General features: G+C 66.1%; 18 protein-coding genes. 13 read left to right on the top strand and 5 right to left on the bottom strand.

Annotated features, from left to right (window positions below):
* Positions 1–298 precede the first annotated feature (298 nt).
* Entirely contained in the window at positions 299–706 is a 408-nt protein-coding gene (locus tag AC5P68_RS05655; protein ID WP_033832942.1) for a hypothetical protein, read from the top strand.
* Between the two features lie 68 nt (positions 707–774).
* On the opposite strand, the gene AC5P68_RS05650 is transcribed toward AC5P68_RS05655, so the two are convergent.
* Positions 775–1929, bottom strand: coding sequence for an MFS transporter (locus AC5P68_RS05650; RefSeq protein ID WP_049402654.1), 1155 nt, complete (start codon positions 1927–1929; stop codon positions 775–777).
* A 90-nt stretch (positions 1930–2019) separates the two neighbouring features.
* Here AC5P68_RS05650 and AC5P68_RS05645 point away from each other — a divergent pair, with 90 nt between their 5' ends.
* Positions 2020–2808 carry an AraC family transcriptional regulator gene (locus AC5P68_RS05645; protein WP_049402655.1) on the top strand — a complete coding sequence of 263 codons (789 nt, stop codon included), beginning with the start codon at positions 2020–2022 and terminating at the stop codon, positions 2806–2808.
* Between the two features lie 116 nt (positions 2809–2924).
* Here the strand turns inward: AC5P68_RS05645 and AC5P68_RS05640 are convergent, their stop codons facing one another.
* Genes AC5P68_RS05640 through AC5P68_RS05630 form a run of 3 tightly spaced genes read right to left on the bottom strand, consistent with a single transcriptional unit; the run spans position 2925 to position 6340 of the window.
* Positions 2925–4553 (bottom strand): pseudouridine synthase, encoded by a 1629-nt coding sequence (locus AC5P68_RS05640; protein WP_049402656.1) that lies wholly within the window; start codon positions 4551–4553, stop codon positions 2925–2927.
* A complete protein-coding gene (scpB, locus tag AC5P68_RS05635) occupies positions 4546–5421 on the bottom strand; it encodes an SMC-Scp complex subunit ScpB (protein WP_005410331.1) in 876 nt (291 codons plus the stop codon). Before scpB ends, AC5P68_RS05640 begins: the two co-directional genes overlap by 8 nt.
* A gap of 13 nt (positions 5422–5434) precedes the next feature.
* A complete protein-coding gene (locus AC5P68_RS05630) occupies positions 5435–6340 on the bottom strand; it encodes a segregation and condensation protein A (protein ID WP_005410330.1) in 906 nt (301 codons plus the stop codon).
* 374 nt (positions 6341–6714) lie between these two features.
* Between AC5P68_RS05630 and AC5P68_RS05625 the strand changes: the two genes are divergently transcribed.
* The 10 genes from AC5P68_RS05625 to AC5P68_RS05580 all read left to right on the top strand — a co-directional run bounded on the left by AC5P68_RS05625 (position 6715) and on the right by AC5P68_RS05580 (position 20589).
* A complete protein-coding gene (locus tag AC5P68_RS05625) occupies positions 6715–7014 on the top strand; it encodes a YciI family protein (protein ID WP_005410329.1) in 300 nt (99 codons plus the stop codon).
* Positions 7015–7034: 20 nt separating this feature from the next.
* The gene (locus tag AC5P68_RS05620; protein ID WP_111202829.1) at positions 7035–7286 is read left to right on the top strand and encodes a BolA family protein; all 252 of its coding nucleotides are present in this window, start codon (positions 7035–7037) and stop codon (positions 7284–7286) included.
* A gap of 149 nt (positions 7287–7435) precedes the next feature.
* Positions 7436–8473, top strand: a complete 1038-nt coding sequence (locus AC5P68_RS05615; RefSeq protein ID WP_012480808.1) for a LacI family DNA-binding transcriptional regulator — start codon at positions 7436–7438, stop codon at positions 8471–8473.
* Positions 8474–8549: 76 nt separating this feature from the next.
* A complete protein-coding gene (locus tag AC5P68_RS05610; protein WP_024956628.1) occupies positions 8550–11630 on the top strand; it encodes a TonB-dependent receptor in 3081 nt (1026 codons plus the stop codon).
* A 292-nt stretch (positions 11631–11922) separates the two neighbouring features.
* Positions 11923–13482 (top strand): glucoamylase family protein, encoded by a 1560-nt coding sequence (locus tag AC5P68_RS05605; protein ID WP_395760191.1) that lies wholly within the window; start codon positions 11923–11925, stop codon positions 13480–13482.
* A gap of 4 nt (positions 13483–13486) precedes the next feature.
* Positions 13487–14827 carry a sugar ABC transporter substrate-binding protein gene (locus tag AC5P68_RS05600; RefSeq protein WP_033832934.1) on the top strand — a complete coding sequence of 447 codons (1341 nt, stop codon included), beginning with the start codon at positions 13487–13489 and terminating at the stop codon, positions 14825–14827.
* Positions 14824–15705: a carbohydrate ABC transporter permease gene (locus tag AC5P68_RS05595; protein WP_005410323.1), complete on the top strand. Its 882-nt coding sequence runs from the start codon at positions 14824–14826 to the stop codon at positions 15703–15705. Before AC5P68_RS05600 ends, AC5P68_RS05595 begins: the two co-directional genes overlap by 4 nt.
* Positions 15702–16538 (top strand): carbohydrate ABC transporter permease, encoded by an 837-nt coding sequence (locus AC5P68_RS05590; RefSeq protein ID WP_266192485.1) that lies wholly within the window; start codon positions 15702–15704, stop codon positions 16536–16538. Before AC5P68_RS05595 ends, AC5P68_RS05590 begins: the two co-directional genes overlap by 4 nt.
* Complete coding sequence (locus AC5P68_RS05585) at positions 16535–19702, top strand: discoidin domain-containing protein (protein ID WP_266192486.1); 3168 nt, start codon at positions 16535–16537, stop codon at positions 19700–19702. The genes AC5P68_RS05590 and AC5P68_RS05585 overlap by 4 nt, the downstream gene beginning before the upstream one ends.
* A gap of 2 nt (positions 19703–19704) precedes the next feature.
* Positions 19705–20589 carry an endonuclease/exonuclease/phosphatase family protein gene (locus AC5P68_RS05580; protein ID WP_288469666.1) on the top strand — a complete coding sequence of 295 codons (885 nt, stop codon included), beginning with the start codon at positions 19705–19707 and terminating at the stop codon, positions 20587–20589.
* Positions 20590–20911: 322 nt separating this feature from the next.
* On the opposite strand, the gene rne is transcribed toward AC5P68_RS05580, so the two are convergent.
* Positions 20912–24187 (bottom strand): ribonuclease E, encoded by a 3276-nt coding sequence (gene rne / locus AC5P68_RS05575; RefSeq protein ID WP_414497957.1) that lies wholly within the window; start codon positions 24185–24187, stop codon positions 20912–20914.
* A 407-nt stretch (positions 24188–24594) separates the two neighbouring features.
* Between rne and AC5P68_RS05570 the strand changes: the two genes are divergently transcribed.
* Positions 24595–25569, top strand: a complete 975-nt coding sequence (locus tag AC5P68_RS05570; RefSeq protein ID WP_012480803.1) for an RluA family pseudouridine synthase — start codon at positions 24595–24597, stop codon at positions 25567–25569.
* The last annotated feature ends 8 nt before the right edge of the window (positions 25570–25577 follow it).

Raw genomic sequence — 25577 nt, 5'->3', positions numbered from 1 at the left:
TCCGGGCGTGGTGCACAACACCTCGTGTTTGCAGCAATTCCTAACCCGGGGTGTGAACATTGGGACAGGCACGAAATGTGCTGCGCGATGGTGGGCATCCTGCATCGACGTGAAGTCATCAGGAAGGGATGGGTGGCAGCCCCAGCGCAGGCGTGCAATGTCCCCGCCCAGAAGGGATCCCGCCGTGATCCGGGGGCTGTGTGCGCGCAGCGATTAACGTTTCCTTGATCCCGCAGTAACCCTGCAGTGAATAACAGGGACATCCCAGCGATTCTGCTGGGATCATAGGAGACGCTGAATGGAGCTCAGAACGTCCGTGCTGCTCGTGGCCCTCATCGCCGCGCCCGCCATCGCCCACGCCGAAGTCTGCCTGTCCGACAGCGGAATCGTCGTGTCCTGTCCAAGGCTGTTGCCGCATCCCGTGACGTCCCGGTTCGAGATTGGGACCTTGCCGCGTGTGGCGGGCTCGCCCTCGGAAATCTACATCACAGGGGGCGGCCAGGTGGATGGAACGAGTAATTTCTCGGTGTATGCCAATGGCCAGTTCCTGTGCCGTACCAATGACAATCTCGACGGTGGCAACACCACGCCGATCCGACATTGCACCGCGACCATCGCAACGCCTGGAACCTACGTGATCTCGGCGTCGCGCAACAATGCCGGCAACTTCCTGGCGCCGATGGACGAAGTGATCAACGTCCAGTAGTCGGTTGCCCGCTGATCCTGGCCCCGGGGCAGGGACCCGGGGTCCCCATGGCCGCAGGAGCGGTTTCTTCACCGAGGCGCTGCACGTCCCGGGCTTTCGCCGTCAATTGACCGACCCCGCTTCAGCCAGAGCGCCAGCAGGCCACACGCGATAACGGTCGGTGCCAGCATCTGCACTGCACCGACCAGCGCCATCGCCGCACCGATCAACAGGTAGTAGAGCAGGCCGAACAGCGCGCCTGCGCTGCCGAGACAGTGTGGATAGCCGCGCAGGGCCTGGCCGAGCACATTGGGAATGGCAAGGCCGAAGCCCGTCACCACCGGCACCATCGCCGCGATCAGGGCAGGGTGATCATGCAGCAGCGCGGCCAGCAGGCCTCCCGTCAGGACCAGTCCTGCGGAGATGCGGATGCGCGTGGTTGCGGCAACGCCTGCACGCAGCAGGCGGCCATTGCCCCACGCGCCCAGTGCCGAGCCCAGTGCCAGCACCGCGCCGCTGGCGCCGAACCAGGTGGCTGGCCAGTGCAGGCGCGCAAACACGAAGGGGCCGAGCACATACCAGCTGTACATCGCCACGTTGAAGGCCATCACCAGCAACGCGTGTGACCAGATCCAGCGATCGCGCAGCAGTTCCCGCAGCAGCGGCAGCATGGGCGCGTGCGGGATCTGTGCAGGGCGGCTTTCGCGCAGGCCCGTCAGGCATGCGACTGCCAGCAGGGCAGCGATCAGCAGCAGGCCGGACTGTACGCCGACATAGCCATGGGCGGCGACCAGCAGCGTGCCCAGTGCAAGGCCGATGGCCGGACTCAGGGCCAGGGCCATGCCGATCCAGGAGAACGCCTGCGCCAACGCGGGTCCCTGCAGGTGGTCGCGTAGTACGGTCTGGGTTACCACCGAGGCTGCCGCCGCACCCAGTGCGGCCAGTGCCTGCGCCAGCAGGACCTGGCCGAAGGTGCTGGCCAGCAGGCCGCCGCAGGCGGCCAGTGCGAACACGGCCAGGCCGCATAGCAGGGCAGGGCGACGACCGATACGATCGGCCAGGCGCCCCCACAGCAGCACGCCTGCAGCGAAGCCGAACAGGTACAGGCTCATGGCCTGGCTGGCGGCACTCGGTGGCAGGGCGAAGCGTTCGGCCAGATCGGCCAGGGCCGGGCTGTACAGGGTCTGTGCCAACTGCGGGAACATCAGCAGTGCAATGGTGAGCAACAACAGGCGGCGCGACATGCGGGCGCTCCAGGAACAGGGCCGCGCATTGTGGTCGCGTCCGCAATGGCGCACTCTGTCTATCCTGTCATCGAATGTATGAAATCAGACATGGCCTGGTTGCAGCCGCACGCGCACTTCGACGCCGATGCCTGGAGTGCTCCGGTGCTGGGGATTGCAGCCTCACTGGCGGATCACGACTCGGGTTGGCACCAGCATGCACGCGCGCAGCTGCTGTACACCCGGCAGGGCTGCACGCGCCTGACCTACGGTGATCGCATCAGCCTGCTGCCGCCCGCGCGTGCCGCGTGGATTCCGGGCGGGCTGCTCCATCGCGCGCAGATGCGCCAGGCGGTCGACTACCGTTCGTTGTACTTCGACGCCGCGCTGTCGGCCCAGCTGCCCCGGCAGCCTGCGATCATCGGCGTGGGGCCGCTGCTGCAGGCCTTGCTGGAGCCGATCGCGCAGGCGCCGTTCGACCATGACTGGCAGTCGCCGCGCGCGCACCACCAACTGGCGTTGTGCGTGCTGGAAATCGCTGCTGCACCGGTGGCGCCGATGGACCTGCCTCTGCCTCGTGATCCGCGGATCGCACGGTGCCTCCCGGTGGCCGAACAGCTGCCGCCCGAACTGGGGGAGCTGGCCGCGCGCACGGGCCTGAGCGCGCGTACCGTCGGCCGGTTGATGCAGCGTGATACCGGCATGAGCTACCAGGCCTGGCGCCAGCAATGGCGCCTGATGCGGGCCATGGAGTTGCTGCTGCTTGGCCAACGCGTGGCGCACGTGGCGCAGGACACCGGCTTCTCCGCCGAGAGCCCGTTCATCGCCTTCTTCCGCGGCATGACCGGCACCACACCCGCCGCGTTCCAGCGCCACGCAAAAGGGGACGGAGGGGATTAAGTCGCTCTCGCCCCTTTGACACAGGCCGTGGCAAAAACGACTTAATCCCCTCCGTCCCCTTTTCAACGAAAAACCCCGGCCTGCGCCGGGGTTTTTCATTTCAGGCGTGCTGGTGATCAGCCGCCGCGCGGGCCGCTGCGGCGCGGGCCGCCCGGACCGCGGTTGCCGCCGGGGCCACCTGGGCCACGGTTGCCACCCGGACCGCCGGGGCCGCGATTGCCGCCCGGACCACGGTTGCCACCACCCGGCCCACGACCGCCCGGACGGGCGCCCTGCGCCGGCTTGGGGCTGCCATACGGGTTGAAGCCCGGCGTGGCGTGGTCGGACGGGAAGCTCGGGGCATTGCCCGGATGGCCATACGGGTGCTTGTTGCCCTGGCCCTGCGAGCGGTTGCCGGCACCGGCCGGACGACCCTGGCCGCCTGCGCCGCCACGGCCTTCACCGCCGAAACCGCCACGGCCCTGTCCGCCACCGGCGCCCGGACCCTTCGGCTTGCCGTACGGACGGCCCTGGCCGCCTGCGCCCGGACCACGGGTACCCGGGCCGCGCGCGCCCGGACCGGCATTGCGATGGCCGCTCGGGCCCGTGCTCACGCCATCCGGCACGTACCAGGTGCGGAACGCGGCCGGGTTGCCTTCCGGCAGCGAACGGTCGTTCTTCTGGGTGCGCTGCTTGAACGGCCTCTGCGACTGCTTGGCTGCTGCTTCACCGCTGACCGTCAGGCCACCCTTGAAACCGCCGCCCTTGCCGCCGCGGCCACGGCCGCGGTCTTCGCGGACGTTGTCGAAACGGCGCAGCTCGCGACCTTCGTCAGCGGTGTTGTGGCCATTGACGTAGGCATTGCCGCGGCCACCTTCGCGCACGCGCACGGTGGTCTTGGCGGCGCGGCGCTGGCCGATCACCGGCTGCAGGGTCAGAGCCGACGGTGCGCCTTCTTCCAGCTTCAGCTGCGCACGCAGCGCTTCCACCTGGGCGGTACCCAGTTCCACCGAATGGCCACGGGCCAGTTCGCGCGGCAGGCTAACCTTGCCGTAGCGGGTGCGCTTCAGGCGGCTGACCTGGCAACCCTGCGATTCCCACAGGCGGCGCACTTCGCGGTTGCGGCCTTCCTTCACCACGACGCGGAACCAGTCGTGCGAATCGGTGCCGCCGATGCGTTCGATCTCATCGAACTTGGCCGGACCGTCCTCCAGCGCGACGCCACGGCTGAGGCGGTCGACGATGGCGTCGGAGACCTTTTCCTCGCCTTCCGGCGCACGCACGCGCACCACGTACTCGCGCTCGACCTCGAACGACGGGTGCATCATGGCGTTGGCCAGTTCACCGTCGGTGGTGGCCAGCAGCAGGCCGGTGGTGTTGATGTCCAGGCGGCCGATGGCGATCCAGCGCGCGCCCTTCAGCGGCGGCAGCGATTCGAACACGGTCGGGCGGCCTTCGGGGTCTTCGCGGGTGGTCACTTCGCCTTCCGGCTTGTTGTAGACCAGCACGCGCGACGGTTCGGCCAGGGCGGTGGCGACGAAGCCGCGGCCATCCAGCTCGATCTTGTCGCCGCTCTTGACCGACATGCCGGTCTGCGCGACTTCACCGTTGACCTTGACCAGGCCTTCGGCGATGCGCTGTTCCAGCGCGCGGCGCGAACCCAGGCCGGCCTGGGCCAGCACCTTGTGCAGGCGCTCTTCCAGCTTGAACTGTTCGGAGGTGGCTTCGCGCTTGAGCGAGAGCTTGTTACGGGGGGTGTCACTCATCAGTTTTGCTCCGGCCGACGGTTTCGGGGTCGGCCTCTGGTTCGGAATCGGCTTGGTCAACAGCCACGGTCGTCATCGCGACGGCGTTGTCTTCGCGTTCGTTCAGGGGCACCGCGCGCTCGCCCGGCGCGGAATCGGGGTGCCCATCATCAAGGGGCGAAGGTGCTTGCTCATCGGAAGCCGACGCAGACGCTGCGTCGGCGGAATCGGGGGTGTCGCTGCCGGCCAGACCGGCGTCATCGTTGGCAGCAGCGCCATCGGCGCCAGCTGAAATGTCAGGACCCTCGGCACTGGCGGCGGCCGGTGCGTCGCGGTCCAGGGCCAGCTGGGGTTCCAGCTCGCCCAGGTCCTTCAGTTCCGACAGCGGCGGCAACTCGTCCAGGCGCTTCAGGCCGAAGTAGTCCAGGAAGCCCTTGGTGGTGCCGAACAGGGCAGGCTTGCCGGGCACGTCGCGGTGGCCGACCACGCGGATCCACTCGCGTTCCTCCAGCGCCTGGATGATGTTGCTGCTGACCGCCACGCCGCGCACCTGCTCGATCTCGCCACGAGTGATCGGCTGCCGGTAGGCGATCAGCGCCAGGGTTTCCAGGGTGGCACGGGTATAGCGGGTCTTGCGTTCGGTCCACAGCCGGCTGATCCAGCCATGCACTTCGCCGGTCACCTGGTAGCGGAAGCCGGAGGCGACCTCGACCAGTTCCACGCCACGGCCTTCGCAGGCTTCGCGCAGGCGCTCAAGCGCACGTTCGATGCTGCCCGGCGGTGCCGGCTCCTCTTCCGGGAACAGGTCTTTCAGCTGGGCCAGGGTGAGCGGCTGGCTGGAGGCCAGCAGGGCACCCTCGACAATGCGGTTGATCAGCGTTTGGTCCATCGGCAGTCAGCGCTCACTCGTTCTCGTTGGCGGCGTCGTTGTCGTCGAACTCGCTGCTGAACTGCAGCGGGGCATTGGTGTTGCCGGCGGCCAGGGACTTCACGTAGATCGGCGCCAGCGGCTCTTCCTGGACGATGTCCAGCAGCTGTTCCTTGGCCAGTTCCAGCACCGCCAGGAACGTGACCAGCACGCCCAGCTTGCCTTCTTCTGCGGTGAACAGCCCTTCAAAACGGTAGAACTTGCCATCTTCAAGCCGGCCCAGCACTTCGCCCATGCGTTGCCGCACGCTCAGCGCCTCGCGCTTGATGGCGTGGCCACTGAACAGCTCGGCGCGCTTGAGCACGTCGTGCAGGGCCAGCAGCATTTCCTTCAGGTCCACCGGCGGCGGCAGCTTCACCGCAGCACGTTCGGGCATGAAGGCGTGTGCCACCGTGGTGTCGCGGTCCTGGCGGGGCAGGGCGTCGATGTCCTCGGCGGCCTGCTTGAAGCGTTCGTACTCCTGCAGGCGGCGCACCAGTTCGGCGCGCGGGTCGGCCTCGTCGCCTTCCTCGCTGACCGGGCGCGGCAGCAGCATGCGCGACTTCACCTCGGCCAGGATCGCGGCCATGACCAGGTACTCGGCGGCCAGCTCGAAGCGCAGCTCGCGCATCACGGTGATGTATTCCACGTACTGCCGGGTGATCTCGGCCACGGGAATGTCCAGTACGTCCAGGTTCTGGCGGCGGATCAGGTACAACAGCAGGTCCAGCGGGCCTTCGAAGGCATCCAGGATGACTTCCAGCGCGTCCGGCGGGATGTACAGGTCCTGCGGAATCTGCAGGACCGGTTGCCCATGCACCACGGCCAGCGGCATTTCCTGCTGCTGGGGGGCGGGCGGCCGGGTTGGCGGGTTCGCGTCGAGCGCGAGTTCGGAAGTCATCTAATGGACATCAGGATTGCATCGGACCAGTCGCGGCAGCGGGTTCACCGGGCCAACGCCACGGCGCCCCACGGCACCAGACACGCCGGGATCGGCGCGATTCCACACATATCAAACAGCAGGACGCGCCGCAGGAAACGGCAGCGACGGAACTACGGGGAGGTCGTCTACGTGGCCCGGCCAGGTGGTCCGGTTCGAAGCAGCGGGACGGTCGTCGGGGGCTGCATTGGCCGCAGAAACCGACGGGCTGCTGCATCCAGCCACGTGCAATGGTGTCTAGGGTAAGCCTTTGTCGCGCCAGTGTCCAGCCGGGCTGGGGCGAGGGCGGCATTGGCTAGAATCTGCGCACCCGACAACGCAAGCGAGGAAATGCCGTGTGGTATGTGATTGAAGGCTATGACGGCCAGGACGTGCTGGCACAGCGACTGCAGGCACGTCCGGAACACCTGGCGCGCCTGCACGCGCTGCGCGACGAAGGCCGCCTGCTGCTGGCCGGACCGTGCCCGGCAGTAGACAGCGAGGACCCGGGCCCGGCCGGCTTCAGTGGTTCGGTGGTGATCGCGCAGTTCGAGTCGCTCGTGCAGGCCCAGGCCTGGGCTGATGCCGACCCTTACGTAGCCGCGGGCGTCTACACCCATGTACAGGTGCGTCCGTTCCGCAAGGTCCTGCCGTGAACGCGGAGCGGATCGAGCGGATGCGTGACGCACTGCAGCACGCGCTGGCCCCCAGCGTGCTGGAAATCGAAGACGACAGTCATCGTCATGCCGGCCACGCCGGTGCGCGCGATGGCCGCGGCCATTTCAACGTGCATGTGGTCAGTGAACGCTTCGCCGGACTGGGTCCACTGGCCCGGCATCGCGCGGTCTATGCCGCGCTGGGCGCGATGATGGAGACCGACATCCACGCGCTGTCCATTCGCGCATTGACCCCGTCAGAACAGGGCTGAGCCCTTGTCCCACACTGTCCTGGCGGGTCCGTCTGCGGGCCCGCCACAGACAGATTTCCATGTCCATTTCAGGACATTCGCCTAACGGACTGTTTACAAGCCCAGATGGAAACGCTTACATTCCGCGCCAATGCTGGTAGGTCCAAGCCGTGGAGGGCGGCTTCGTGAACAAGGCAGCTATCACAATCAAAGACGTCGCTCGCGAAGCCCGGGTCTCCGTGGCCACGGTTTCCCGCGCGCTCAACGGGCATGAAAATGTCGCCGAACCGGTCCGCCAGCTTGTGCTGGAGGTGGCCGCACGGCTGCGTTACACCCCGCACGCCGCCGCCCGCAGCCTCAGCAGCCGTCGCACCAATACGGTGGGCGTGGTACTGCCTGACCTGTACGGCGAATTCTTCTCCGAGCTGATGCGCGGCATCGACAACGTCGCCCGCAACCGCCGCCAGCACCTGCTGGTGTCCAGTTACCACGGTGACCAGGAGCAGCAGGGCGCTGCCCTGCGCGCCATGCGCGGCCGCGTCGACGGCCTGCTGGTGCTCTCGCCCTATGCGGAGAGCCCGGGATTCCTGACCGACAACCTGCCGCAGTCATTGCCAACGGTGTTGATCAACACCTATCTGCCCGGGCAGGACCACCCGGTGCTGAGCATCGATGACCATGCCGGTGCGATGGCGATGACCCGCCATCTGCTTGACGCGGGTCACCGCCGTATCGCTTTCATTTCTGGCCCGGACCTCAACTTCGACGCGCGCGAGCGCCTGCGTGGCTTCCGTGACGCGTTGGCGGCTTTCGGCAGTGACGCCGAAGGCATCGAGCTGCCCGGTGATTTCGACGAAGCTTCCGGCCATCGCGCCGGTCAGGAGTTGTTGGCAGCCGGAGCGCTGCCTGATGCCGTGTTCGCCGCCAACGACATGATGGCGCTGGGTTGCCTGTATGCGTTCACGCAGGCAGGTGTCCACGTTCCGTCCGACGTCGCCCTGGCCGGTTTCGATGACATTCCACTGGCGCGTTTCGTCCACCCGTCGCTGACCACCATGCAGGTCAGCATCGCCGAACTCGGCGATCGGGCCATGACGCGCCTGATGCAGTTGATGGACGGCACCTCCACGGATGGGACAGGGGACAAGCAGACCCTGGTTCCCCGCTTGATAGTTCGCGATTCCACCACTCCGCCATCCGGCCGTTGAAGCCGGAGGCGTTCCTTCTTTTTTGATTGATCGCAGGGACCGCGCAAGCGGTTACCGCCACCCGGAGATTGAGTTGATGATGCACACCACCTTCCGCACGCCGGCACGCCGGCTGCTGAGCACCGCACTGGTCAGCTGCCTGATGCTGGCTGCTGCTCCGAACGTCATGGCGCAGTCGGCCAATGCCAGCCTGCGCGGCCAGGTTTCCGGCGCGCAGGCCGGCGCCGAGGTGACCGCCACCAACGTGGCCACCGGCACCGTCCGTCGCGGTACCGTCCGTGCCGATGGAAGCTACTCGCTGATGGGCCTGGACCCGGGCACCTATGACGTGGTCGCCAACGGCCAGTCGCAGAAGGTCACCGTCACCGTGGCCTCGACCGCTACCCTGAACTTTGCCGGCGCTGCCAGCAGCACCCCGGGTACGACCGCAGCCACCAACCTGGACACTGTCAACGTCGTCGCGCCGACCCTGCTGCAGGAAGTGCGCACGTCCGAAGTCGGCAAGACCGTCAGCCTGCAGCAGATCCAGACCACCCCGCAGGTCTCGCGCAACTTCCTGGAGTTCGCCGACGCAGTGCCGGGCATGATCTTCACCCGCGACGCCAAGGGCAACACCTCGCTGCGCGGCGGCGCTACCAACGCTGACGGCACCAACGTCTACATCGACGGCGTGGGCCAGAAGAGCTACGTCAAGGGCGGCGGCGTGGCCGGTCAGTCCGGCAGTGCCGGTAACCCGTTCCCGCAGCTGGCCATCGGCGAGTACAAGGTCATCACCGGCAACTACAAGGCCGAGTACGGCCAGGTGTCCAGCGCCGCGATCACCGCCGCGACCAAGTCGGGTACCAACGAGTTCAAGGGCGAGACCTTCTATCGTTACACCAACGACAATATGCGTGCGATGACCCCGGCCGAACGCCAGCCGGGAAAGAGCAAGGAAGAATCGGCGGAGAAGGAATACGGCTTCGCGCTGGGCGGCCCGATCATCAAGGACAAGGCCCACTTCTTCGTGACCTACGAAGCCAAGCGTTTCGATCTGCCAGTGACCATTGCCCCGAATGGCGCGGTCACCAGCGCTGCCTCGCAGCTGCCGGCGGCGGCCGCCGCCGGCCTGGGCCCGGCCAGCCAGCCGTTCAAGCAGGACCTGATCTTCGCCAAGATCGACGTCGAGCCGACCGACAACGACCGCATCGAGTTCACAGTCCAGGATCGTGACGAGAACCAGCAGCAGTTCAGTGACCAGACCTCCAAGGAACATGGCAAGGTCACTGACAACACAGACCGTCGTTTCGCGCTGCGCTGGAATCACAGCGGTGAGCGCTTCTACAACGAGCTGATGGTCACCCACGAGAAGTCGTTCAACAACCCGCTGCCGCTGACTCTGGGCAACGGCTACGTGTACACCGCGCCGGACGGCCGTGACATCGACGGCAACACTCCGCAGGAACGCACCATTGTGGAAATCGGTGGTGCCAGCGCCTTCGCCTCGCAGGTGAAGGGCCAGAAGGGCTGGTCGATCGAAGACAACCTGACCCTGGACGGCTTGGAGTGGGCTGGCGACCACACCATCAAGATGGGCGCCAAGTACAAGAAGATCAATCTGTACGCCTCCGACGCGCAGCAGATCAACCCGCAGTTCTACTACACCGTGGGCAACCCGGAATTCGGCATTGATACGCCGTACAAGGCGCAATTCACCAAGCCGATTACTGGGGTCAGTGGCGTGTTGCCGGAAGTGCGCTCGAAGACCACGCAGATCGGCTTGTTCATTCAGGACGACTGGCAGGTCAACGACCACCTGCAGTTGAACCTGGGCCTGCGTTGGGACTACGAGAAGAACCCGACCTACCTGGACTTCGTGACTCCGCCGGAAGTGGTCAGCGCGCTCAATGCGCAGGATCCGCATGGCCCGGCCGGGCAGAGCTACGCGCAGACGCTCGCGTTGAGCGGCCTGAACATCAACGACTACATCAGTAACGGCCACAACCGCAAGGCATTCAAGGATGCCTGGCAGCCGCGGCTGGGCTTCTCGTATGACATCAATGCCGACGAGCAGCATGTGATCCATGGTGGCGCCGGTCGTTCCTACGACCGTGATCTTTTCGATTACCTGGCGTTGGAAACCACCAAGCTGGCCCTGCCGCAGCCGACCGTGTACTTCCGCGACCCGCGCAGCGGAGCCTGCCTGTACGGGCAGAACCCGTGCTTCGACTGGAACCCGAACCTGCTTAATGGCATTGGCAACGTGCAGGCCCTGCTGGGCAGTACCAGCAACGAAGGCCTGGAAGTGGACCTGCTCAACAACAACTTGAAGGTGCCCTACGCGGACCAGTTCAGTCTGGGCATGAGCAACCAGATCGGGGAGTGGCTGACCGACGCCACCATCTCGCGCACGCTGACCTATGATGGCTTCGCCTACACTTTGGGCAATCGCTTCCGCAACGGCAACTTCTTCGACAACCAGATGCTGTGTGGTGCCGAAAAGCCAACCTACGGCCAACCGTGGGGTTGCAACATCCCGGGCTTCGGCAGCCTGATCATTGGCCAGCAGGGCATCAAGACCCGCGCTACCCAGATCCTGCTGTCGGCGCAGAAGCCGTACACCAAGGAAAGCGGCTGGGGTACCTCGATTGCCTATACCTGGACCACTGCGCGCCACAACCGCAACATTGACGAGCACTACTCGTTCGATCGCGGCACCATCGGCGAATACCCATACATCAAGTCCAACGGCGCGCCGCGCCACCGCCTGGTGGTCACGGGCTCCTACGATGGCTTCTGGGGCATCACCTTCGGTGGCAAGCTGACCTTGGCCACCCCGGTGGCGGGCAACGACTGGTCCTGCGTGGCACAGGCCGGCAACCCGAACTGCCTGCCGACCCCGGCCGCCGGCTACCCGGGGGGCAATGGCCGCTTCCTGCTCGGCGGCAAGATCTTCGGCTACCGGTCGCTTGACCTGCAGGCGACCAAGACCTTCAAGCTGGCCGGCGATACCGAGTTGTATGCGCGTATCGACATCATCAACGTGCTCAACTTTGACAACTTCTCCAACCTGAACTACGTGAAGAGCGACGGCAAGCTGCTGGTGAGCTACAACGAGACCGGCGACATCGTCGGTACGCCGCGCCAGGTCAAGGCCGAAGTGGGCTTCCGCTTCTAAGCCCGGATGGATGCATGACCCCGATGCCGCCGCTCCGCCGGCGGCATCGGTCGCGTGAAAACGGCAATGGCCGGCCCTGCGCCGGTCCATTGCCCATGCCGCTGCCGGTCAGGGGGCATCGGCATGGGCAATGATCGCGGTGTCAAACCACGTTTTTCGTGGTTTTTTAAGAACGCACCTTGTAAACGATTTCAGATCATTGGACGGTATGCTTTCCCATCGATCAGACCACCGGAGAAATCGCGCCATGCAGGCACGTCATCTGTTGTCCGCCGCAGCGTTGAGCCTGGCCATGGCCGCCTGCCAGCCGGCCCAGCAGGAGCCTGCCAAGCCGCGGCCGCCGGTGATCCTGATCGAGGCCGATGCACCGCCGCGGCCGATGAAACCTGAGCTGCCGCCGCTGTTCGATGACATCGAGCGCCGCACCTTCCAGTTCTTCTGGGATACCACCAACGAGATCAATGGCCTGACCCCGGACCGCTATCCGTCGCGGCCGTTCGCCAGCATCGCCTCGGTCGGCTTCGCACTGACCGCGTATCCGATCGGCATCGAGAACGGCTGGGTCAGCCGCAACCAGGCGATCGACCGCACCCTGACTACCCTGAAATTCTTCCGCGACGTGCCGATGGGCCCGCAGCGTACCGGCAAGGCGGGTTACAAGGGCTTCTATTACCACTTCCTGGACATGCAGGAAGGCCGTCGCTACGACAGCTGGGTCGAACTGTCCTCGGTGGATACCGCGCTGCTGATGATGGGGGTGCTGTTCGCGCAGTCGTACTACGACGGTGACGATCCGCGCGAGAAGGAAATCCGCCAGATCGCCGACACGTTGTACAAGAAGGTCGACTGGCCCTGGCTGCAGCAGCGTGCGCCGCTGATCTCGATGGGCTGGTTCCCCGAGAGCGGTTTCATCGACCACGACTGGATGGGCTACAACGAGGCGATGATGGTCTACATCCTTGCCCTGGGTTCGCCGACGCACCCGGTCAGCCCGGATGCGTGGACGGTGTGGACGCGCACCTATGACAACGACTGGGGGGTCTACCAGGGCCAGGAATACCTGTCCTTCGGCCCGCTGTTCGGCCACCAGTACAGCCACGTCTGGATCGACTTCCGCGACATCCAGGACGCCTACATGCGCGAGCGCGGCAGTACCTACTTCCTCAACAGCCGCTCGGCCGCACTTGCCCAGCGTGAGTACGCCATCGCCAACCCGATGCAGTGGAAGGATTACGGCGAGAACGTCTGGGGCCTGACCGCCAGCGATGGCCCGCAGAACACCACGCAGGAATACCGTGGCGAGCAGCGCCAGTTCCGCCATTACTCTTCGCGCGGCGCTGGCCTGCGCGAGAACTTCGATGACGGCACCATCGCTCCGACCGCCGCGATCGCGTCGGTGGTGTTCGCGCCGGAACAGGTGATCCCGGCCACGCTGGAGATGCACAAGCGCTACGGCGATTACATCTATTCCAGCTACGGCTTCCTGGATTCGTTCAATCCCAGCTTCAACTACGACATCCCGATCAAGACCGGTCGCGTGGTGCCGGATCGTGGCTGGGTCGCCAGCGACTACATTGCCATCGACCAGGGGCCGATCCTGACCATGATCGCCAACTACCGCAATGATTTCGTCTGGGAAGTGATGAAGAAGAACCCGTACATCCGCAAGGGCCTGGAGCGGGCGGGGTTCAGTGGTGGCTGGCTGGCGCCGGAAGGTTCGTTCCAGCCGCTGGAACTGCAGAAAGACGAAAAGGCCGCGGCGGCACGCGCGGTGGGTATCGCCGAATCACGCGCGGCTGCCGCGCAGGAACAGAAGAACAATGCCAACCGCAACACAGGCCAGGGCAAGTAACCCGATGCCGAACTGGATCGACCGTCTGCGCCGCTGGACACTGCCAGCCCTGGCCGCACTGGCCGTGGCCGGCTGCGCCCGCACCGAACCGGGCACCACCACTGTGCGCTTCTGGGCAATGGGCCGGGAAGCCGAGGTGGTCAGCGAACTGATCCATGAGTTCGAAGCCGAGAACCCGGGCATCAAGGTGGACGTGCAGAACATCCCGTGGACCGCTGCGCACGAAAAGCTGCTGACCGCGTTCGCCGCCGACGGCCTGCCGGACGTGTGCCAGCTCGGCAACACCTGGGTGCCGGAGTTCGCCGAGCTCGATGCGCTGACCCCGTTGCAGCCGTTCGTCGATCGCTCTGCCGTGGTCGATGAGAATGATTATTTCCAGGGCATCTGGGACACCAACGTGATCCACGGCGAGCTGGTGGGCGTGCCGTGGTATGTCGATACACGCCTGATCTACTACCGCAAGGACCTGCTGGCCAAGGCCGGCTACGACCACCCGCCGCGCACGTGGCAGGAGTGGGATGAGCAGATGGCAGCGATCAAGCGCATGCAGGGCCCGAACCGCTATGCGGTGCTGATGCCGATCAACGAGTTCGAGCAGCAGCTGTCGCTGGCACTGCAGCAGCCCGATCCGCTGCTGCGCGATGATGACACCCGCGGCAACTTCAGCAGCCCCGGCTTCCGCCGCACGCTGGCGTTCTACGCCAACATGTTCGAGCAGGGCTGGGCGCCGAAGATGTCCGAGACGCAGATCTCAAACGTCTGGGATGAGTTCTTCCGCGGCTTCAACGTCTTCTACATTTCCGGCCCATGGAACATCCGCGAGTTCAAGAAGCTGCAGCCGAAGGAACTGGAAGGGCAGTGGGGCACCGCAGCGCTGCCGGGGCCGGAGGGTCCGGGCGCGGGCATCGCCGGTGGCACCAGCCTGGTGATCTTCCGCAAGTCGCAGCAGAAGGAGGCGTCGTGGAAGCTGATCGAGTTCCTGTCGCGCCCGCAGATCCAGGCACGTTTCCATTCGATCATCGGCGACCTGCCGCCGCGCCGCAGCACGTGGAGTGCGCCGTCGCTGGCCAACGATCCGCTGGCCGCAGCGTTCCGTGACCAGCTGGAGCGGGTCAAGCCGACGCCGAAGGTGCTCGAATGGGAGCGCATCGTGCAGGAAATGCGCATCGTCACCGAGAAGGTGGTGCGCGGTGGCCTGCCGCAGGACAAGGCCGTCGAAGAACTCGACCAGCGCGTGGACAAGGTGCTGGCAAAGCGCCGCTGGATGCATGAACAACAACGCCTGCAGCAGCGCGTTCCGTCGCCGCAATCGAGCAGTGCCGTGGCCGCCGGGAGCGCGCAATGAAACGTACTTCACTCGCCGGCTGGATTTTCGCCGGTCCCTCGCTGATCGTGCTGGGCGTGTTCTTCGGCCTGCCGGTGGCTTCGGCGCTGGCGCTGAGCGTGACCGACTTCGACCTGTATGCCCTGGCTGACAGCAGCAACCTGCGCTTTGTCGGCCTCGGCAACTACATCGATCTGCTGCAGACACCGATGTTCTGGAAGTCGCTGTGGAATACCACTTACTTCGTGTTGATCGGCGTGCCCTTGTCGATCGGCGTGTCGCTGGGCGCGGCAATGCTGCTGAATGCGCCGGCCGCACGCTTCAAGGCGTTGTTCCGCACCGCGCTGTTCGCGCCGGTGGTGACCACGCTGGTGGCGGTGGCGGTGATCTGGCGCTACCTGTTCCATACCAGCTACGGCCTGGTGAACTACGGCCTGGGCCATCTGGGCATCAGTCCGATCGACTGGCTGGGTGATCCCAACTGGGCGATGCCGACCATCATGCTGTTCGCGGTGTGGAAGAACTTCGGCTACAACATGGTGATCTTCCTGGCCGGCCTGCAGGCGATCCCGCATGACCTGTACGAGGCCGCGCGCATCGACGGTGCCTCGCGCTGGAAGCAGTTCCTGCACATCACCCTGCCGATGCTCGGCCCGGTGCTGCTGGTGGTCGGCGTGATCACTGTGTCCGGCTACTTCCAGCTGTTCGCCGAACCCTACGTGATGACCCGCGGCGACCCACTGCAGAGCACCGTCAGCGTGCTGTATTTCATGTTCGAGGAAGGCTTCAAGTGGTGGAACCTGGGACGCGCCTCCGCCGTGGCGTTCCTGCTGTTCCTGATCATCCTGGCGGTGACCACCGTGATGCTGCGTTTCGGCCGCAAGAGGCAGTTGGTATGAGTCGTGAAATCGGCCAGTCGCGCTGGTACCCGTGGTTGATCAATGGTGTGTTGCTGGTGCTGGCCCTGGTCAGCCTGGCACCGCTGTTGTGGATGCTCTCGGTCTCGTTCATGCCGCAGGGCGAGGCCAGCCATTTCCCGCCGCCGCTGCTGCCTTCCAGCATCACCACGCACAACTACCATGAGCTGTTCGCGCGCACTGGCATGGGCGGCAACTTCGCCAACAGCCTGCTGGTGTCGCTCGGCATCACGGTCGGTTCGCTGCTACTCAACACCATGGCCGGCTACGCGTTCGCCAAGCTCAACTTCGTCGGCCGCGAGCGCCTGTTCCAGGTACTGATGGCGGCGCTGGTGATTCCGGCGCAGGTGGCGATGCTGCCGCTGTTCCTGCTGATGAAGCAGCTGGGCCTGGTCAACAGCTTCGGTGGCGTGATCGTGCCAGCGCTGGCCAGCGTGTTCGGCATCTTCCTGGTACGCCAGTACGCGCGTTCCATCCCGGACGAACTGCTGGAAGCGGCGCGCATCGACGGGGCAGGGGAGCTGCGCATCTTCTTCCAGATTGTGCTGCCGATGCTCAAGCCGGTGCTGGTGACCCTGGCGATCTTCACCTTCATGGGCGCATGGAACGATTTCATGTGGCCATTGATCGTGCTGACCGACCAGGAGCACTACACTTTGCCGGTGGCGCTGGCCACCCTCTCGCGCGAGCACATCATGGACGTGGAAATGATGATGGCTGGCGCGGTGGTCACCGTGGTCCCGGTGCTGGCGCTGTTCCTGGTGCTGCAGCGGTACTACATCCAAGGTCTGTTGCTGGGGAGCGTCAAGGGATGAAGCGAGCGATCGCCGTTGGACTGGGCCTGTTGTGGACTTCCCTGGCGATCGCCGCACCTCCGGCGCTGCCGGCACCGAAGGTGCTGGACGACTTCGACGACATCGCAGCCTGGACGCTGGTGCTGTCCGATCAGGTCAGCGGTTCGCTGCGCCCGGTCAGTGGCGCCGGTGGTGGCCGCGCGCTGTGCCTGGACTATGACTTCCACGATGTCTCCGGCTACGTCGGCATCCGCCGCGCGCTGAACATCGAATACCCGGTCAATTACCGCTTCGGATTCCAGCTGCGTGGCGAATCGCCGGGCAACGACCTGCAGTTCAAGCTGATCGATGCCAGCGGCGACAACGTCTGGTGGGTCAACCGGCCCGGCTACAGCTTCCCCAAGGCGTGGACGCCGGTCGAGTACCGCCGCCGCCAGATCGACAAGGCGTGGGGTCCCTCGCCCGAGAAGGAGATGGCACGAAGCGCCGCCGTCGAGTTCACGATCTACAGCAAGGTCGGTGGCCGCGGCACGGTGTGCTTCGACAAGCTGACCCTGCAGGGCCTGCCGCCGCAGGATGATTCGGCGTTGGTGCCATCGGTGATTGCCGATACGGCCACCGCGCTGCAGGACCGTATGATCGACGGCAAGAGCGACACGTTCTGGATCAGCGGTGGCGTCAAGCAGCAGACCATCAGCCTGGACCTGCACAAGAGCCGCGAGATCGGCGGTGTAGTGATCGATTGGCTGCCGAACCTGGAAGCCAATCGCTACACCGTGCGGACGTCCGAGGATGGCCGGGACTGGCGCACTGTGCGCGAGGTGACCGGCGGTGCGGGGGGGCGCGATTGGCTGGCGCTGCCGGATACCGACGCGCGCTACGTGCGTTTCGATCTGCGCGATGGCCCGAACTGGCGCTATGGCATCCGTGACATCGCACTCAAGCCGCTGGCGTTCGCCGCCACGCCCAATGCCTTCCTGTCCTCGGTGGCCGCCGATCTGCCGCGTGGCTCGTTGCCGCGTGCCTATGTGGGCGAACAGCCGTACTGGACCCTGCTCGGCCTCGATGGTGGCCAGGAGCAGGCGCTGATCAGCGAAGATGGCGCGCTGGAGCCGGCCAAGGGCAGCTTCAGCATCGAGCCGTTCATCCGCCTGGACGGCAAGCTGCTGGACTGGTCGAAGGTCGCCATCACCCAGTCGCTGCAGGATCACTACCTGCCGATCGCCACCGTCGACTGGGTGCATGAGAAGGCCGGGCTTTCGGTGACCAGTTTCGTGCAGGGCACGCCCGAGCGCGCGCAGCTGATCGGCCGCTACCGGCTGAGCAATCCAGACAAGGTCGCCCACGAGTACACCCTGGCGCTGGCAATCCGTCCGTGGCAGGTCAACCCGCCCACCCAGTTCCTCAACACCGTCGGTGGTTTCAGCCGCATCGATGCACTGGATGTGGGCGAACAGCTGGTTCGGGTCAACGGTGAGCCGCGCATCTATCCGCTGCAGGTGCCGGATGCGCGCTTTGCCAGTACGTTCGATGGCAAGCTTGATGCGATGCATCTGGAAAGCGGCAAGTACCCGGCCACGACCGCAGTGAAGGACAGCACCGGCATGGCGTCGGGTGCGCTGATGTACACGATCAAGCTCGAGCCCGGCCAGAGCCGCGAAGTGGCGGTGGTGCTGCCGCAGACCGGTGGCTGGGCGCCGCAGGCGCTGGACGTGGCCAGGGCGCAGGCGCAGGTGGCCGATCAATGGCGGCAGAAGCTGGGCGTGGTCTCGCTGCAGGTGCCGGCTGCGGGCCAGGCACTGGTCGATACCCTGCGCACGGCCGTCGCGCACATGCTGATCTCGCGGGTTGGCCCACGCCTGCAGCCGGGCACGCGCTCGTACGCGCGCAGCTGGATCCGCGATGGCGCGATGATTTCCGAGGGCCTGCTGCGCATGGGGCGCAGCGATGCCGTGCGTGACTACATCAACTGGTATGCGCCGTACCAGTTCGAGAACGGCAAGGTGCCGTGCTGCGTCGACGCGCGCGGCAGCGACCCGGTACCGGAGAACGACAGCCATGGCGAACTGATCTACAGCATTGCCGAGTATGGACGCTACACCGGCGACAGCACGTTCACCGAGCTGATGTGGCCGCACGTGCAGGGCGCCTACAACTACATGGAGCAGCTGCGCGCCAGCGAGCGCACCGAGGAGAACCGCGCGCGCAATCCTGCCTTTTACGGCATGATGCCGGCCTCGATCAGCCACGAAGGCTATTCGGCCAAGCCGATGCATTCGTACTGGGATAATTTCTGGGCGTTGCGCGGCTACAAGGACGCGGCATCGCTGGCGGCCCAACTGGGCAAGGTCGAGGCGATGCAGATCGCCGGATCGCGTGACCAGTTCCGTGATGACCTGCAGGCCTCGCTGCTGTCGGCGATGCAGCAGCACGACATCGACTACCTGCCGGGCTCGGCCGAGCTGGGCGATTTCGATGCGACCTCGACCACCATCGCGCTGGCGCCGGGCGGCGAGCAGGGCCGACTGCCCCAACAGGCGCTGGAGGCGACCTTCGAGCGCTACTGGAAGGAGTTCGTGGCCCGCCGCGACGGCAAGCGTGAGTGGAAGGACTACACCCCGTACGAGTGGCGCAACGTGGCGGCGTTCGTACGCCTGGGCTGGCGTGACCGCGCCTGGCAGGCCACCGAGTTCTTCTTCAGGGACCGTGCGCCGCAGGCCTGGAACCAGTGGGCCGAGGTGGTCTCGCGCACGCCGCGCAAGCCGTTCTTCGTCGGTGACCTGCCGCACGCCTGGGTAGCCTCGGACTTCGTGCGCTCGGCCTTGGACATGTTCGCGTACAGCCGTGACATGGACGATGCGCTGGTGCTGGCCGCCGGCATTCCGAGCGCCTGGCTGCAGGGCGAGGGCATCGCCGTGCAGGGCCTGCGCACGCCGCAGGGCCAGCTCAACTACCGCCTGCAGCGCAGCGACAAGCAGCTGGTGCTGGAGGTGCAGCCGGGCCTGGTGCCACCGCTCGGTGGCGTGGTGTTGCCGTGGCCGTACGCCGGTGATCCGGGCGAGGCGACCATCAATGGCGAAGCGGCCGAATGGGTCAACAAGGAACTGCACGTGCACCAGCTGCCGGCGCGGGTCGAGATCGATGTACCGAGCGCGGTGCGCCGCGCCGAGCGCAAGGGGCAGTAACGATGAAGCAGCAGGGGGCAAGAGTGCGCACGATCGTGCGCGCCCTGGGGCTGGCCACTGCATTGGCACTGCCGGGCGCCGCGATGGCGGCCGATCCAGCCGCCGGGGCAGCGGCTGATGTCGCCACCGCGCCAGGCATGAGCATGGTCACCTTCAATCTGCATCATGACCGCGAGGACTGGCCACGCCGGCGCCGCACCATCCTGGCCGAACTCAAGCGCCTGCAGCCGGATGCGGTTGCCCTGCAGGAGGTGATCCAACGCCGCAACGTGCGAAACCAGGCGCAATGGCTGGCCAGCCAACTTGGTTACAAGTACGTGTTCGTGTCCACCGATGCGGTCGGCGCGCCCAAGCGCTACGGCAATGCGCTTCTGACCCGGCGGCCGATCCTTGCCCAGGGGGATCATCTGCTGCAGCCCCTGGACGACTACCGCACCGTGGCCCACCTGCGCATCGACGTCGATGGCACGCCGGTAAACGTCTACGCCACGCATCTGAACGAGCGCAGTGATGAGAGCGGACAACGCATCCGTCGCAGCCAGGTCGAGGACCTGCTGCGCTTCATCAGCGCGACGTCGGCGGGCGCACCGGTGGTGATCGCAGGTGACTTCAATGCACTGGTGGATGCCGGCGATCTGAGCGAGCTCCGCAGCCACTACGGCGACAGTTACGGCAGCGTGCACGTCAACACCGATCTGTCCGGGGTCAGTACGCTCAACCGCCACTATTACCAGGCGCCGTCGCGGATCGACCACATCTTCTTCCAGCAGGACGAGATGGTCGCGCGCGAGGCGAAGATCCTGTTCGACCAGCCCGACGACAGCGGTCGCTGGGCCTCGGACCACTACGGCGTGTGGACCCGCCTGCAGTTCGCGCCGAAACCCTGACGGGACACGCTTGGGTAGGTGCCAACCTTGGTTGGCACGGGCGTGTCCGCGTGCACTCGATCAACGGCGCCAACCAAGGTTGACCTCTACCAAAGCGGTGGCCGTGCGCGGGTTGTGCCCTGGTGGGTGCCAACCTTGGTTGGCACGGAGGTGTCCGCTGGCGACCGACCCACGGCGCCGACCAAGGTCGGCCTCTACCAGTGCGCTGTGCGTGCATCAGGTGGGTGCCAACCTTGGTTGGCACGGTTCGGCCCGAAGCGCAAACAAAAACGGCGGGGATCATTGATCCCCGCCGTTTCGCTTTCACGCTATCAAGGAGCGATCAGTTCGCCGGCGGCGTGCGCTTGGCGGCCTCTTCGTCTTCTTCATCAGCCTTGGCTTCTGCAGCCTGGGCTGCAGCGTCGGCATGGCCATCGGCGACCGGATCGATCGACGGCGTCACCACCGCATCAGCGCTCGGGGCGGCGGCTTCGATCGGTGCGGCTTCGACCGCCACCGGAGCGACCGGCTGTTCCACGATCGGCGCAGTCTCGACGATCGGCGTGGCTTCAACGGCCGGGGCGGCCTCCACCACCGGGGCACTCTCACTGGCCACCGGCTTGGTTTCAACCACCGGGGTTGCTTCAACCACCTGCGGCTTCGATTCCACGACCGGCGCGGCCTCGACTGCGACTGGCTTCGCTTCGATCACCGGAGCGGCTTCAACCACCGCGGCCGTTTCAGCCACAACCGGCTTTGCTTCGATGGCCGGCGCAGCAGCGTCCAGCGCCGGTGCGACGTCGGCGACCGGTGCGGCAACGGCCACCGGCTGTGCCGGGGTAGCTGCGTCGATGGCATCGAGCATGCTGGTCTGCACCGGCGAGGACACCGCTTCGGTCTTCGCAGCTTCGACCGGTGCCTGCACTTCAGCCACGACCGGGGCGGCGGCTTCGACCACGGCGCTGCTCACCACCGCGACCGGCGCGGCGACAACGGCGGCGGAAGCACGGGCCGGCTTCTCGGCGTCGACAGCGGCGGGTTCGACTTCGTCATCGAAGTCGAACTCCGGCTGCGAACGCGTGGGCTGCACAGCCGCGACCGGCGCAATGCCGGCAGTGCTGTCGATGTTCGGCTCGGCGCTGTCGGCGTCATCACCGTCATCACCCTCGTCCTGGTCATCACCCAGGGCGTCGCTGCCGGCGGCGTTCTCGGCGCCACCGCGGCGACGACGACGGCCACCACGACGGCCACGGCGACGGCGGGTTGCGCCTTCGCCAGCCTGCTCGCCATTGGCGTCGGTTGCAGCCTCTTCACCGGCAACTGCAACCACGTCGGTCGCACTGGCCGCATTGGCAGCGGTGTCGACCGGTGCGGCCGCTTCCACCGGGGCGACCGGGGCGGTGGCTTCCTGCGCGTTCACCCCATTGGCGGCGACGGCCGTAGCGGCTACGGCTGCAGCTGCGGTCACGGCTTCGGCAGGTGCTTCGGCGGCATTGCGCTGCGGCTTCTCGGCCGGCTTGTCACCGTCCTGCTGCTGCGGGCGCGGCTGCTTGGGCTGCTTCAGCTTCGGCTGCTGCTGGTTCTGGCCCTGCTGCTCGTTGCGCGGCTTGTTCTGCTGCTGCGGCGGCTGCTGGCCATCCTTGTGCTGCGGCTCCTTCTGCTTGCCCTGCTGCGGCTGCTGCTGCGCATTGCCATTGTTGCCGTTGCGGCCGTCCTTGCGCTGCTCGCCGCGGTCCTTGCGGTTGCCGCCATCCTTCTGCTGCTGCGCGTTGCCATTGCCACGATTGTCGTCGCGACGGTCCTTGCGGTCCTTGTTGCGATCCTTGTTGCGGTCCTTGCGACCGCCGTCCTGCTGCTGGCGTGCAGCCGGGGCGGCCGGTGCCGGCGCGGGCGCCGGTTCGCCACCGAACACGCGCTTGAGCCAACCGATCACGCCGCCCGCCGGTGCCGGCGCAACAGGCGCTGCAGCGACCGGGGCCGGAGCGGCCGCGGCCGGCTCCACTTCCTCGCGCACCGGGGCCGGGGAAGTGTGCTTGACCTGGGTCACCGCCGGCGGCGGGATGTTCAGCTGGCCCTTGGTCAGCGCGTGCACCGGCAGCTTGCGCGGGGTGCCGCGCTGGTAGCTGGGCTTGCTGCTTTCTTCACCCAGCTCGTTCTCGCGCAGGCGGGTCACGGTGTAGTGCGGGGTGTGCAGCTGCTCGTCGGCGACGATCACGATCGGCGCCTCGTGGCGCTGTTCGATCTCGCGCAGGGCGCTGCGCTTCTCGTTCAGCAGGTAATTGGCGATCTCCACCGGGGCCTGCACCAGCACCTGCCCGGTGTTCTCCTTCATCGCATGCTCTTCAGCCACGCGGATGATCGACAGCGACAGCGACTCGACACTGCGCATGCGGCCGTGGCCGTCACAACGCGGGCAGACGATCTGGCTGGACTCGCCCAGGCTCGGGCGCAGGCGCTGGCGGCTCATTTCCAGCAGGCCGAAGCGCGAGATGCGGCCGACCTGCACGCGCGCGCGGTCGTACTTCAGCGCGTTGGCGAGGCGGTTCTCGACTTCGCGCTGGTGCTTGTTGGAGGCCATGTCGATGAAGTCGATCACCACCAGGCCGCCCAGGTCACGCAGGCGCAGCTGGCGGGCCACTTCCTCGGCCGCTTCCAGGTTGGTCTGGAACGCGGTGTCCTCGATATCGCTGCCCTTGGTGGCACGCGAGGAGTTCACGTCGACCGCGGTCAGCGCTTCAGTCTGGTCGACCACGATCGAGCCGCCCGACGGCAGGCGCACGTTGCGCTCGTAGGCGCCTTCGATCTGCGATTCGATCTGGAAGCGGTTGAACAGCGGAATGTCGTCCTTGTAGTGCTTGAGCTTGCGCAGGGTCTGCGGCATCACCTGCTGCATGAATTCGCGGGCGTGCTCGTACATCTCCTCGGTGTCCACCAGGATCTCGCCGATGTCGGCGCGCAGGTAGTCACGCAGGGCGCGCACGATCAGGCGCGATTCCTGGTAGATCAGGAACGGGGCGGGCTTGCTCAGTGCCGCTTCGGCAATGGCGCGCCAGACATTGAGCAGGTAGTCCAGGTCCCACTGCAGCTCTTCCGCATCGCGGCCGACGCCGGCGGTACGGATGATCACGCCCATGTCGTCGGGGATGTTCAGCTTGTCCAGGGCGTCCTTCAGTGCGGCCCGGTCTTCGCCTTCGATGCGGCGCGACACGCCGCCGGCGCTGGGCGAGTTCGGCATCAGCACCATGTAGCGGCCGGCCAGCGAAATGAACGTGGTCAGGGCGGCGCCCTTGTTGCCACGCTCTTCCTTGTCGACCTGGACGACGATCTCCTGGCCTTCCTTCAGCAGCTCGCGGATGCCGGCCTTGTTGTGGTCGACACCGGCCTGGAAGTAGTCGCGGGAGATTTCCTTCAGCGGCAGGAAGCCATGGCGGCCACCGCCGTACTCGACGAAGGCCGCTTCCAGCGAGGGCTCGATGCGGAAGATCCGGCCCTTGTAGATGTTGGACTTCTTCTGTTCCTTCGACGGCTGTTCGATGTCGATGTCATACAACGACTGGCCATCCACGATGGCAACACGCAGCTCTTCAGCCTGCGTGGCGTTGATCAGCATTCGCTTCATTGTTGCGTTCCTCGCAAGCGGCTACCGCGCGGAACGCCATGGGGTTTCGCCTCTGGACACGGCTCGCCGCCCATTCGCGCAAGCGCGGGGAGGGCGGCTTGGGTTTCCAGCGCTACGACACCACGGCAGGCCGCGGGAGCGCTTCACTCTTATGGTTTTTGGGTGTTGCAGGGCCGCAGGCAGCTGTCAGCCAGGCTGGAGCGCCACGCGGGACATGTTCAGCACGGTTGCGTGTCAGGCATCCGGCGATGGCCGGGAAGGCCGGTGAGCCGCTAACATGGCCGCCCCGCGGGCGGTGGTCGCGCACTGTGCCGGATTCGTCGGAAGCTGGGCTTCTGGCCCTGAGTAACTTCCAACGAAATCAATCCCTTATCTCGCCCCCCGAGTGTAACAGAATAAACAGCCTGATGACCGCCCAAGACCCCACCAAGCCCGCTGGCGACAAGCCTTCCGTGCGCATGATCACCGTTCCCGCCGACCGCGCCGGCCAGCGCCTGGACAACTTCCTGCTCGGCCAGCTGAAGGGGGCCCCGCGCAGCCTGGTCTACAAGCTGGTGCGCAGTGGCCAGGTGCGGGTCAACGGTGGCCGCGCCAAGGCCGAGCGCAAGCTGGAGGCGGGCGACGAAGTGCGCGTGCCGCCGGTTCGTCTCACTGAAGAGGGAGACAAGGTGGGTCCCCCGGAGGCATTCATGCGCCGGCTGGAGCAGGCCATCGTCTTCGAGGACGCGCGCCTGCTGGCCCTGAACAAGCCCACCGGCGTGGCCAGCCACGGCGGCAGCGGCATCAGCTTCGGCGCCATCGAGACCCTGCGCGCGCTGCGCCCGGGGCAGACCCTGGAGCTGGTCCACCGGCTGGATCGCGACACCTCGGGCCTGCTGATCGTGGCCAAGAAGCGCTCGGCGCTGAGCGAACTGCAGGCGCTGCTGCGTGAAGACCACGGCGCCGGCATCCGCAAGCGCTACCTGACCCTGCTGGCCGGGCGCATGCCCGACGGGGTGATGACGGTCGATGCGCCGCTGCATGTCGGCCTGCGCCAGGGCGGCGAGCGCCATGTGCAGGTCAACGCGATCGGCAAGGAATCGATCAGCCACTTTCGGGTGCTGGAGCGCCGCGGCGGCCATTCCTATTGCGAGGTGCGCATCGAGACCGGCCGTACCCACCAGATCCGCGTGCATGCCCAGCACCTGGGTCATCCGGTGGCCGGCGACGACAAATACGGCGATCCGGCGGTCAACAAGCGGCTTCGTGAGCAGATCGGGCTGAAGCGTCTGTTCCTGCACGCGGCCTCGCTGGAGTTCGCGCTGGACGACGGCAAGAGCCCGTATGTGCTGAACGCGCCGCTGGCCGATGAGCTGGTCGAGGCGCTGGATCGCCTCCGCTGACAATGGCC

The organism is Stenotrophomonas sp. YJH_SMC_58 (assembly GCF_059369635.1).
Note: the sequence above shows the minus strand (reverse complement) of the source record. Positions and strands in the feature narration are given on the sequence as shown.